This is a genomic window from Nitrosomonas sp. TNE100, assembly GCF_055387135.1.
Genome location: NZ_AP040997.1, coordinates 1,240,572 through 1,253,043 on the forward strand (window position 1 = coordinate 1,240,572; position 12,472 = coordinate 1,253,043).

A 12,472-nucleotide genomic window follows, 5' to 3' on the forward strand; every position below is an offset into this window, starting at 1 on the left:
ATATGAAGACAAACCTTAATCTGAATAAATTCCTGCTTTTACAAGCACAATCTGCTGTCAAATCAGAATGATACCCGCCAGCGGCGGTAAGGTAATGATGATGGAATCAACTTGACCTGACCACTGCTGCCCGGTCGGAACAATATCCCCAGGGTTACCGATATTGCTGCCACCATAGTAAGTTGAATCGCTGTTGAATACTTCTTGGTATGTTCGGGATTCCGGTACGCCTACTCGGTAGCCGGTACGTGGCACTGGTGTGAAATTCAGGATCACCAGCATGAATGATCCATCTCTGGCACGGCGCTGGTAACTGATAACTGACTGTTCCGAATCATGACAATCAATCCAGGAAAATCCTTCAGTAAAAAAATCCAGCTCATGCAACGCTGGTGTATCCAGGTAGAGGTGATTCAGATTCCGCAATAACATTTGTATACCACGATGCGGATCACGCTCCAGCAGATACCAGTCAAGTTCATGATTAACCCGCCATTCACGTCCTTGAGCAAATTCATTGCCCATAAAGTTGATTTTTTTGCCTGGGCAGGTCATCTGGTAGGTAAACAGCAAACGCAGGTTGGCAAACATTTGCCAGACATCTCCCGACATCTTGTCCAGCAGGGATTTTTTGCCATGTACCACTTCATCATGCGAAAGCGGCAAAATGAAGTTTTCGGTATAGGCGTAAAGCTGATTGAACGTTAGTTCATTGTGATGGTAATGCCGGTGAATTGGATCCAGTTGCATGTAATTCAGCGTATCGTTCATCCATCCCATGTTCCATTTCATGGAAAAACCCAGCCCGCCCAGATAGGTCGGACGAGATACTGCTGGCCAGGAGGTGGATTCCTCGGCAAAAGTAAGCGCACCGGAAAATTCACCATGCACCATCGTGTTCAATTCACGCAAGAAATCAATTGCATCAAGATTTTCACGCCCACCAAAACGATTGGGCAGCCATTCTCCTTCTTTGCGCGAATAATCCAGATAGAGCATCGAGGCCACCGCATCCACACGCAGCCCGTCAATATGGAAAACAGACAACCAGTAATGGGCGCTGGAAAGCAGAAAGGATTTCACCTCACTGCGCCCGTAATTGAAAATATACGTCCCCCAATCCTGGTGATAACCCAGGCGCGGATCTTCATGTTCATAGAGCGCTGTACCGTCAAACCGTGCCAATGAAAAACTGTCTTGTGGAAAATGTGCCGGCACCCAGTCGAGAATCACACCAATTCCAGCCTGATGACATTTATCCACAAAATACATGAATGCTTCTGGATTACCATAGCGGCTGGTTGCTGCAAAATAACCTGTTACCTGATATCCCCAGGATTCATCCAGCGGGTGCTCGGAAATTGGCAACAGCTCAACATGGGAATAACCCATCTCTTGTAGATAAGGAATCAGGTGATCGGCTAATTCCTGATATGAATAGAAGCTGCCATCCGGATGGCGTTTCCACGAACCTACATGCAGCTCATAAATATTGACTGGCGCATGTAGCCAGTCCCATCCTGCGCGTTGCACCATCCAGTCGTTATCCTGCCATTCATACCGGCTTTCAACTGGCGTCAATGCGGCATTATTGGGACGCAATTCATACCTGGTTGCATAAGGATCGGTCTTGAGCAGGATTTCTCCAGTTGAATGATTTCTGATCTCATATTTATATAACGTACCTCCGGGCAGATCCGGAATAAACAATTCCCATACCCCGCTGTGATCACGCGCCATCATAGGGCACACCCTGCCATCCCAGTGATTGAAATCCCCAACGACACTTACCCGTTCGGCATTGGGTGCCCATACGGCAAAACGTGTGCCCGTAACGCCTTGATTTTTGACCTGATGGGTACCCAGCATGTGGTATGCCTGGAGCAGGCGCCCTTCATTGAACAGATACAGATCATGTCCTGAAATCTGTACTGGAAAAGCATAAGGATCATAGCGCTCCTCAATTACCCCGGTTTCTGCATGTTCCAGACGCAGTAAATAAGGACGCGTAACAGCCTCCCCCTTCCACTCGAAAATACCTGCATCGTGCGTGCACTCCATCACCTGGAAACCGGATGAAGTCTGCAGCCATACCCGTGACATATACGGTTGAAACACTCGAACCAGCTCACCGCCCGGAACAGAATGTATCCCCAGATAAGAGCCGGGGGCATGCAGCCTTGCGGCCAATAACAATGATTGCGCAGAATCACCTGCTAAATCTCGGGATGGGGATGGGAAAGGCAAAGATTTCATCGGTATGGGCTCGCTATTACCTGCAGTGTCGGCTGGTAATGGTTATTCGGATCAAGTAAGATAAACATGGAAACACAGGGTATGCGGTTTTTTTAAACACTGCAAATCAGTGAGGTAACCATGAACGTTCAAACAGGCTGTCCAGATGAATAACAACCCGCGCTTTGTCAGCACACTTACTCGCAACACACTGGCGCTGATCCTGGCAGGCGGACGCGGGACGCGCCTTAAGAACCTGACAGACTGGCGCGCTAAACCGGCGGTTCCCTTCGGTGGCAAATTCCGCATTATCGATTTCACGCTGTCCAATTGCGTCAACTCGGGTGTACGTCGTATCGGCGTCGTCACACAATATAAGGCGCAAAGTTTGATCCGCCATATTCAACGTGGCTGGAGTTTTTTGGATGGCCGGTTCCATGAATTTATCGAGCTGTTACCTGCACAGCAACGTACCGAAGAGGGAACTTGGTACCAAGGTACCGCTGATGCTGTTTTTCAGAATCTCGACATTATCCGCACGCATAACCCCAGCTATGTACTGGTCCTAGGTGGTGATCACATCTACAAAATGGATTATGGGCAAATACTGGCTGAACACGTCGAAAAACAGGCCGATTTGACAATCGCCTGCCTGGAAGTTCCGATCGAAGATGCCAGCGCATTCGGCGTTATGGCGGTTGATAACGACTCGCGTATCACCAACTTTACCGAGAAACCCGCTCACCCCGCCCCGATCCCAGGCAAACCCGGGCACGCTCTCATCAGTATGGGTATTTATGTTTTTAACGCGAAATTTCTGTATGAACAACTGATTCTGGATCACGACATGAATCAATCATCACACGATTTCGGTAAAGACGTGATACCCCGCCTGGTAGCGAGCAATATTCAGGTTTATGCACATCGCTTTCAGAATAGCTGCGTCAACATGGATTCAGGTGTACCTTACTGGCGTGATGTCGGTACAGTAGATGCATACTGGGAGGCAAATATTGATCTCACCACTATCACGCCGGATTTGAATCTGTACGATGAAGACTGGCCAATATGGACATATCAGGAACAACTGCCTCCTGCCAAATTTGTGTTTGATGACAATGATCGCCGTGGCCAGGCACTGGATTCAATGGTATCAGGCGGATGTATTATCAGCGGGGCAACAGTACGCCGTTCTCTGTTGTTTTCTAATGTTCAAGTACGCTGCTTCAGTACCATTGAAGACTCGGTCATTCTGCCTGACGTCAGTATCGGCCGATATGTTCATCTCAGACAAGTGGTGGTGGAAAAGGAATGCCAGATCCCGGAAGGCCTTGAAATTGGTTTTGATCCTGTTGCAGATAAAAAACATTTTTATGTCACGGACAATGGGATTACTTTGATTACACCGGAAATGTTGAGACAGCAAATTCACTATACTCGCTGAAATTTCCAATCCAGCTTTCCGGCCGATTGATCTCTATCAACTTTCTTTACACGATTTGATATGCCATGACCAGCCATTCTTCTAAACTCGATCTTGTGTTGCTCTGGCACATGCACCAGCCAGACTACCGGGATTATAAAACCGGTGAATTCATGTTGCCGTGGGTATATTTGCATACTATCAAGGACTATACCGATATGGCGCACCACCTTGAAAATCACCCGGGTATCCGGCTGGTGGTGAACTTTGTTCCTGTCCTGCTGGATCAGCTGGAAGATTACGCTGATCAATTTGCTGGCGGCACGATTCGTGATCCATTACTGCGCTTGCTCTCCGCGCCAGATCTTGATCATATTTCTCCCAATGAGCGCTTGCTGATTCTGAACAGCTGCTTCCTGAATAATCACGAAACCATGCTCAAACCTTATCCGGCTTATCAGCATCTACGTGATCTGTATGATCATCTGCAAAAGACGAATGACAAGGAACTGATGTATGTCTCCGGCCAATACCTGGCCGACCTGCTGGTGTGGTACCACCTCGCCTGGATGGGCGAAAGCGTGCGCCGGGAAAATGAATGCATTGTACACCTCATGTCTCAGGAAAAACTGTTCAGCCATGGTGATCGTATCCTGCTGTTTAACCTTATTGGCGAACTCATCCAAGGTATTATTCCGCGTTATCGTAAACTGGCAGAATCCGGCCAGATCGAGCTTTCCACCACACCGCACTATCACCCGCTAGCTCCCTTGCTGATTGATTTCACTTCTGCCCGGGACAGCCTTCCTGAAACGCAACTGCCAGCCAATCCGGTCTACCCTGGTGGGCGCAACCGGGTAGCGTTTCATCTGCAATCAGCTATTGACAGCCACCGGCAGCGTTTTGGCAGCGAACCTTCCGGTGTATGGCCAGCCGAGGGCGCAGTATCAGAACCGCTACTGGATATCCTGGCCGGACACGGTCGTCAGTGGTGTGCCAGCGGTGAAGGCGTGTTGGCCAACAGCCTGCACAAATCTTATCCTGACCAGCCCTTGCCTGCCCGCAGCGAATATCTTTATCGCCCTTATCGGTTTGAATCCGGTAATAACAGTATTCTGTGTTTCTACCGGGATGATCAGCTATCCGATCTGATCGGATTTGAATATTCAAGATGGTTTGGGCGTGATGCTGCAGAAAATCTTGTCCAGCGGCTTGAACATATCCGTAGTGAAACAAACGGCAATCCCGCTCCAGTCGTCAGTATTATTCTTGATGGAGAAAATGCCTGGGAAACTTATCCCTACAACGGCTACTATTTTCTGGATGATTTGTATGAAATACTTGAAAAAAATGCTGATATCCGTACGACAACCTTCCATGAATACATCGCCGGGTTATCCGAAAACAACATTGAAATTACCCGATTGCCGTCGCTGACGGCCGGCAGTTGGGTATATGGCAGTTTCTCCACCTGGATTGGAGATCATGACAAAAATCTGGCATGGGATTTATTGTGTGCCGCCAAACAAAGTTACGATCTTGTCATGCAAGGATCACGCTTGACGGATGAAGAAAAATTGGCTGCCGGACAGCAGCTCGCTTCCTGTGAGAGTTCCGACTGGTTCTGGTGGTTTGGTGATTACAACTCGCCACACTCAGTAGAAAGCTTTGATCTGGCTTTCCGCAAAAATCTTGCCAACCTTTACCGCCTGCTGAACATACCCGTTCCGGTGACCATTCTCGAACCCATCAGTTATGGCAGTGCATCCACAGGCAAAGGTGGCGCGATGCGGCATGCCTCTTAGAGGGCTCACAAAAAATGTAATACTGGCAATATGAAACAACCGATAAATATTTAAGGATATCCCAGATGACCTCATCCGTATCATTGCTGTTTGGTGTCCACGCCCACCAACCGATTGGCAATTTCCCCGAGGTCGTTATTGATGCGCATGAACGCTGTTACAAGCCCTTCCTGCAAACTTTATACCGCTATCCGGAATTTCGTTTTGCCATCCACTTTTCCGGCTGGTTGCTGGATTTTCTATTTGAGCACTACCCGAAAGATATGGCGTTATTACGTGAGATGGTCACACGCGGGCAGATCGAAATATTTGGTGCAGGCGATACCGAGCCGGTACTGGCGGCCATTCCCGAGCGGGATCGCATCGGCCAGCTCAAGACCTTTTCGGCTAAACTCAAGAAAAAGCTGGGGCAGTCGCCACAAGGCGCCTGGCTAACTGAGCGTGTATGGGAATCCACTATCGTGCCTGCTTTGGTTAATTGCGGTATCCATTATGTAATAGTGGACGATTACCACTTCATTTGTACCGGAAAAAATAAAATAGAACTTGATGGTTACTTCAGTACTGAAGAAGATCATCACAAGCTTGATCTTTTTCCCATCTCCGAAGCATTGCGTTACCGGCTCCCCTTTTCTCCTGCGCTGGAAGCCATTGCCTATATTGAATCCCTGATTGATCAGTCCACAACCGAGCATCAACCTGCAGCAGTCTATTTTGACGACATTGAGAAATTCGGCATCTGGCCAGAAACTTATCAGTGGGTTTACGAACACGGCTGGCTGGAGAAATTTATCCAGGGTGTACTGGCTTCTCCTCATATCCAGCTGCAGCACTACCGGGATTATCATGCCAGCGAAAAAACCCGTGGCATCGTTTACCTCCCCACCACCTCCTACATCGAGATGAATGAATGGACGCTGCCCGCTGAACCTGCTCATATTTATGATGATCTGGTGCAGCAAGCCAAATCCACAGGTCAGTACGAACAAACCAGATCTTTCCTGCGCGGAGGAATGTGGAAAAACTTTTTTTCACGCTACCCTGAATCCAACTGGATGCACAAGCGCATGCTCGGCCTGTCCGCACGTTACGCCAGCCTGCCGGCCAGGCAGCGGACCTCTGCCATGCAACGATGCCTGTACGCTTCCCAGGCCAATGATGCCTACTGGCATGGTCTATTTGGCGGTCTGTATCTGCCGCATTTGCGGCGCACCGTCTACAACAATCTGATTGAACTGGAAGCGCAACTCGATCAGTGTGAATCGCGCAATATCTACTATCATGAGGATACTGATCTGGATGGCACGGAGGAAATCTATCTGCAAAACGGGACTGTGCAGGCAGTTTTGAAACTCAACAGCAGCGCCAGCATCTGCGAACTGGACAGCTATCCACTGAAACACAACTTTGCCGATACCCTCGCCCGCCAGACTGAGCATTACTACCGAAAGATCCAACCGGGTCTACAGGGAGCTTCATCTCATCAGCAATCAGGAATAGCTTCAGCACATGATCGAGTCAATTTCAAACATGCTATTAGCCAGGCAGATATGGAACCGGATCTGTATGCACAACACCTGTTTATTGATCGTTTAAACGGTGAGCTGCTGGATTATCAACTGCACCCCTCAGATAAGGCAGATGAAGTTATTTTTCAGGCGATAACAGATTTCGGGTCAATCAGTAAATGCTTTCGGATTATCAGCAACCAGCTACTTGTCATCTATGTATGCAGCGGGGAAGCCAGTGGATACATGCAGACAGAAATCAATCTGGCCATGCCCAGTTGCGACGGACCGGGCGGACGTTACATCCGGAATCACACTGTGCTGTCCGGCTTCGGACAACCCATCGAACTGGATAATCTGACAGCCATTACACTGGAAGACGACACGCTGGGCGGCAGTCTGTCACTTGATATTTCACCTGTAACAAAATTTTATGCCTGCCCGCACTTCACCGTTTCTCAATCGGAAGGCGGATTTGAAAAAATCATGCAGGCAGTCAAACTAATACTTACCTGGAAGATAACGGATGACCAGCAGCAACATATTACCCTTCGTTTTGATGAAATGAACACTACTGTTTGATCCGGCCCAGATAAAGAATAATGGAGCTACCATGATAGAAGAATCCGGTCGTCTCAAACTATGTGATGAAGAGCAGATTCCCTGGAAAAAATGGGGTCCGTATCTAAGTGAGCGGCAATGGGGCACGGTGCGCGAGGATTACAGCGATAACGGCGATGCCTGGAATTACTTTCCGCATTACCAGTCTGGCGCTCGCGCTTACCGCTGGGGAGAAGATGGCCTGGCCGGTATTAGCGATGACCGGCAGTTGCTTTGTTTTGCATTGGCGCTGTGGAACGGACGCGATCCGGTACTAAAAGAACGCCTGTTTGGTCTGACCAATCCACAAGGCAACCATGGCGAAGACGTCAAGGAATATTATTTCTACCTGGACGCCACGCCCACTCACAGTTATCTGAGATATCTCTACAAATATCCGCAAACAGCCTATCCTTATGAAGATCTGGTCACCACTAACGGGCGACGCTCCCGGCAGGAATCGGAATATGAACTGCTGGACACAGGTATCTTTGATGAGAACCGGTATTTTGATATTTTTGTGGAATACGCTCAAACTGTGCCGGAAGATATCCTGATCCGCATCAGCGTTATCAATCGTGGCCCTGAAACAGCAGACTTACGACTACTGCCGACACTCTGGTTCCGCAATACCTGGTCATGGGAACCCGGTTCAGCTAAACCGCAGCTATCCCAGGAGGGTAATCAGAACGAATGCCGGATCATTCGCGCCAAGCATAACGAACTGGGAGATTACCAACTGTATTGTGCAGATAAACCAACCCTGCTCTTTTGCGAAAACGAAACCAACGCCTGGCGGCTGTTTCGCAACAACAATAAAGGCCTCTACACCAAGGATGGAATTAACGACTATATCATTCATGACAGAACAGACGCCATTAACCCTGCCAACAGCGGTACCAAAGCAGCGGCAGACTATGCTCTGAGTATCCCTTCCGGAGAAACTCACATAATCAGGTTGCGGCTGTGCAAGGCTGATTCTGTCAAGGCAGATATATTTTTTACCGGTTTCGACGAACTCATCGACCAGAGAAAGCAGGAAGCCGATCATTTCTATGAATCACTGTCCGGTGACCGGTTGAATAAGGAACAGCAACGTGTCCTGCGGCAGGCATTGGCTGGCATGATATGGACCAAGCAATATTATGAGTTTGATGTAGCACGCTGGCTGAATGAGCACCCCCGGCACAGCACACGCAATGCTGACTGGCAACACATGCAATGCCGGGACATCATTTCCATGCCGGATAAATGGGAATATCCGTGGTTTGCCGCATGGGATTCAGCCTTTCATGTTCTACCCCTGGCCATGATAGATCCCACCTTTGCCAAACAGCAGCTCAACCTATTTCTGGAAAACCGCTACCAGCACCCAAATGGACAGATTCCAGCTTATGAATGGAACTTCAATGCTGTCAACCCGCCCGTTCACGCCTGGTCCGTCTATGTGGTTTATCAAATCTGCCAGGATTACCATAGCCAGAACGATCTGACATTCCTGAAATCCGCCTTTGCCAGCCTGGAACACAATTTCTCCTGGTGGGAATCCCACCGCGAGCCGGATAAAAACGTGTATGAAGGCGGGTTTCTAGGGTTGGATAATATCGGGGTATTTGATCGCAGTGCCGCACTGCCAACCGGCGGCCATCTGGAGCAATCGGATGCCACCGCCTGGATGACATTGTTCTCGCAAAGTATGTTGCAGATCGCATTGGAGCTCAGCCTGCACGATCCGGATTACGAGCAAAGAGTGCTCTCCTACCTGAATAAATTCATGGCCACTGCCGCTGCCATGCAGGATATCAGCGATGAACACCGCGACATGTGGGATGAAGAGGATGGCTTTTTCTATAATGTCCTGCGTTTTCCGGACGGCCACTCCACTCGCATCAAGGTACGTTCACTGGTCGGGCTGCTACCGTTATGTGCCGTGATTGTAGTAGAGGAATCCACGCTAAACAAGCTACCGCAGGTTGCAAAATATTTTGAAAACCTGGTCAAACGCAGGAGTCATCTAACCGCCCATATCTTTTGTCCAATTAAACCTGGCGTGGAAAATCGCCGTCTGCTGGCAATTATGGATGAAAAGAAATTGCGGCAAATATTGACAAAAATGCTCGATGAACAGGAGTTCCTGAGCCCTCACGGTATTCGATCATTATCGAAATATCACCAGGAACATCCCTACGAATTTTACTGGAACGGGCAGACTTTCTCTGCAAATTACCAGCCAGGTGAATCCGATTCAGCCGTGTTCGGAGGGAATTCCAACTGGCGCGGTCCTGTCTGGGCACCGATCAACATCCTGATTATTCACGCATTGCTGGCGCTGTATGCCTACTATGGAGAAAATTTCCGGATTGAATGCCCCACCGGATCTGGTAGGCAGTGCAACCTGTTCCAGGTTGCAAGAATGATTGCCGTAAGGCTACTCCATATCTTTCTGCCGGATGAATATGGCCGACGGCCGGTGTTTGGCGGCACTGAAAAATTCCAGACCGATCCCCACTGGCGGGATTGCCTGCTGTTTTATGAATACTTCCACGGCGAAGATGGCTCCGGGCTGGGTGCCAGCCACCAAACCGGCTGGACAGGCGTAATGGCCGCCCTGCTGAGTATCTTCGGCTCTCTGGAAGAAGAGGAACTAGCAGAACTGGGCATGCAGGAAATACCGGCGATCCTTGCAGGAAATAACAATGTATAAACCCATCCCCTGACAAACCTCTGGCTACCACTATCCGGGGTAAAAATACGAGAGACAGCCACCACACCTAAAAGAAATCAACCAATTTGCATCAAACATCTTGTCTGCCAGACAGCAACCTTCATAATTCACACTACTCATTCAATATTCATGAGTGGATTAAGCTCAGATAATCTATTAAAGATTGGATCCAATGCAAATCAATCTTACCCTGATGAATGACATTACTTATCACGCAAAGCCTGCATGGTTCTGCGGGCAAAGCACAAGTCTTCCCATGCCTTGGCCTTGTCCGTCAGCGAACGCAACAGATAGGCCGGATGGTAGGTCGCAATCAGGGGAATGCCTGCAAATTCATGCAATCTACCACGCAGGCTGGCAATGCTGTCGCCTGTCGCCAGCAGATTCTGGGCAGCCACCTTACCCAAGGTTATGATCAACCTAGGCTGAATCAATGCAATCTGGCGCAGTAGATAGGGACGGCACTGCTGTGCTTCCATTTCCAGCGGGTTGCGATTATCCGGTGGGCGGCATTTAACGATATTGGCAATGTAAACACCCTGTTCGCGCCCGAGATCAATCGCCTGCAGCATACTGTCGAGCAGCTTCCCGGCCTGGCCGACAAACGGTTCACCCAGCAGGTCTTCCCGGGCCCCCGGGCCTTCTCCAATAAACAGCCAGTCTGCCTGTTCATCACCCACACCAAATACCGTTTGCTTACGCGTCTGGCAAAGTGGACAAGCGGTACAGCTGCTAACCATCTGCCGCAGCTGCTCCCAGTTTGCACGCGCAATTAAAGCCGATCGGTCATCAACTATAGAAGATTCCACAGCGGTTTCTGTGTGCGCAGCCGGATTCTCTTTTGAATCAGACGATTGAACAGATGGCTGTCCGAGAATAGCATTCGACCTGACACGCCACACGGGTAATAAGCCTAATTCTTTGAGACGATTGGGATCCATGGTTGAATCTTTCCTGATCAAACAGGATGAGAAATCAGGGTATCCGGGGTTCTCGGCATCATAGCTCCCGCCTCATGATCAGCGCATCCTCGCGTCCGCACATCGCCGGATAGTAATCCTTGCGCACGGCAATTTGCTGGAATCCCAGTCGCCGATACAAATTTGCCGCACCGGTATTGGACTCACGCACATCCAGTAATATAAATTCTGCTCTGTGTTTCCTGGAAAGTTCAATCAGATAGCGCAACATCTCTCCACCCAGACCCTGATTTTGCCAGGCGTAACCCACACCCAGTGTCAGCACATGCGCTTCACCTGGCCCGATCATGAGAATACTGTAACCCATCACCAAATCAGTATCCGGCTCGGCACCCTGCTGTTGCACCATCACCTGGCAATGATGACCCGCCTTGATTGAATCACTAAAATTGCCGATTGACCATGGAAAAAGAAAAATTCCGTGCTCAATACAAATAACCTGTTCGAGGTCACTCAAACGCATTTCACGAATTTTGATCTGAAAAGGGCGTGCCCTGATCTGTGCCATCGTTACCGTTCGCTTTCCTTCAGTGCCACCTTGTTGCGGATATACACTGGCAGCGCCTCTTCTGCCGCCCTACCCTCACCATTAGCAAATTTAATCGCTGCCAGTTGCACAATTTCACGCGCATGCGGATAACAATCGGGAATAATCTGCTGCAAATTTTCGCTGTAAACGTTTGACAAAACAGATTGATACAGATCAAAACCACTACCACATCCTGTCCATCCGTCTCCGATTACCCCTGGAGCTGTTTCCGGCCGACATAGTAGCGGAGCATGAACAGGAAACCAGCCGATTTCTCTTTTTTCATAAGCTGCAAAATAAAGTTCACCCATACGCGCATCCAGCGCCGCCAGCACCTGAGACGCATCTACCTGTTGTGCCAGGGCTTCCAGTGTACTCACCCCAACCACCGGAATATCCCGTGCAAAAGCCAATCCCTGGGCAATGCCGCAGGCAATGCGCAACCCGGTAAAGGAACCCGGGCCAGCTCCGAAAGCGATGCCCTCAATCTGACTCAAGGCAACACCGGCTTCAGTCAGCATGGTTTGCAGCATTGGCAATAACAATTCGGAATGGCGCTGGCCCGCCAACTCTTCCCTGCTAATAATGTCTCCATTCAGCCACAGAGCCAGGGAGCAGTATTCGGTAGAAGTATCAAACGCAATGATGTTCATCGGAATCCTGTGGT

General features: G+C 49.4%; 8 protein-coding genes. 4 read left to right on the top strand and 4 right to left on the bottom strand.

All coding sequences use genetic code 11. From position 1 onward, the window contains the following. Positions 1-57: 57 nt before the first annotated feature. The gene (gene glgB / locus ACZ5EJ_RS06005) at positions 58-2,256 is read right to left on the bottom strand and encodes a 1,4-alpha-glucan branching protein GlgB (protein ID WP_011634361.1); all 2,199 of its coding nucleotides are present in this window, start codon (positions 2,254-2,256) and stop codon (positions 58-60) included. 145 nt (positions 2,257-2,401) lie between these two features. Here glgB and glgC point away from each other — a divergent pair, with 145 nt between their 5' ends. The 4 genes from glgC (at position 2,402) to ACZ5EJ_RS06025 (ending at position 10,275) form a co-directional block, all read left to right on the top strand. Beyond that, positions 2,402-3,679 carry a glucose-1-phosphate adenylyltransferase gene (gene glgC / locus ACZ5EJ_RS06010; protein WP_011634362.1) on the top strand — a complete coding sequence of 426 codons (1,278 nt, stop codon included), beginning with the start codon at positions 2,402-2,404 and terminating at the stop codon, positions 3,677-3,679. A 65-nt stretch (positions 3,680-3,744) separates the two neighbouring features. Beyond that, positions 3,745-5,463 carry a glycoside hydrolase family 57 protein gene (locus tag ACZ5EJ_RS06015; RefSeq protein ID WP_011634363.1) on the top strand — a complete coding sequence of 573 codons (1,719 nt, stop codon included), beginning with the start codon at positions 3,745-3,747 and terminating at the stop codon, positions 5,461-5,463. Positions 5,464-5,528: 65 nt separating this feature from the next. After that, the gene (locus ACZ5EJ_RS06020) at positions 5,529-7,553 is read left to right on the top strand and encodes an alpha-amylase/4-alpha-glucanotransferase domain-containing protein (protein WP_011634364.1); all 2,025 of its coding nucleotides are present in this window, start codon (positions 5,529-5,531) and stop codon (positions 7,551-7,553) included. Positions 7,554-7,584: 31 nt separating this feature from the next. After that, the gene (locus ACZ5EJ_RS06025; protein ID WP_074684554.1) at positions 7,585-10,275 is read left to right on the top strand and encodes an MGH1-like glycoside hydrolase domain-containing protein; all 2,691 of its coding nucleotides are present in this window, start codon (positions 7,585-7,587) and stop codon (positions 10,273-10,275) included. Positions 10,276-10,499: 224 nt separating this feature from the next. On the opposite strand, the gene ACZ5EJ_RS06030 is transcribed toward ACZ5EJ_RS06025, so the two are convergent. The 3 genes from ACZ5EJ_RS06030 to tsaB are packed head-to-tail and all read right to left on the bottom strand — an operon-like array spanning position 10,500 to position 12,458. Next, positions 10,500-11,237 carry a uracil-DNA glycosylase gene (locus ACZ5EJ_RS06030; protein ID WP_011634366.1) on the bottom strand — a complete coding sequence of 246 codons (738 nt, stop codon included), beginning with the start codon at positions 11,235-11,237 and terminating at the stop codon, positions 10,500-10,502. A 58-nt stretch (positions 11,238-11,295) separates the two neighbouring features. Next, positions 11,296-11,784 carry a ribosomal protein S18-alanine N-acetyltransferase gene (gene rimI, locus ACZ5EJ_RS06035; protein ID WP_464556744.1) on the bottom strand — a complete coding sequence of 163 codons (489 nt, stop codon included), beginning with the start codon at positions 11,782-11,784 and terminating at the stop codon, positions 11,296-11,298. A gap of 2 nt (positions 11,785-11,786) precedes the next feature. Beyond that, positions 11,787-12,458: a tRNA (adenosine(37)-N6)-threonylcarbamoyltransferase complex dimerization subunit type 1 TsaB gene (tsaB, locus tag ACZ5EJ_RS06040; RefSeq protein WP_464556746.1), complete on the bottom strand. Its 672-nt coding sequence runs from the start codon at positions 12,456-12,458 to the stop codon at positions 11,787-11,789. Positions 12,459-12,472 lie beyond the last annotated feature (14 nt).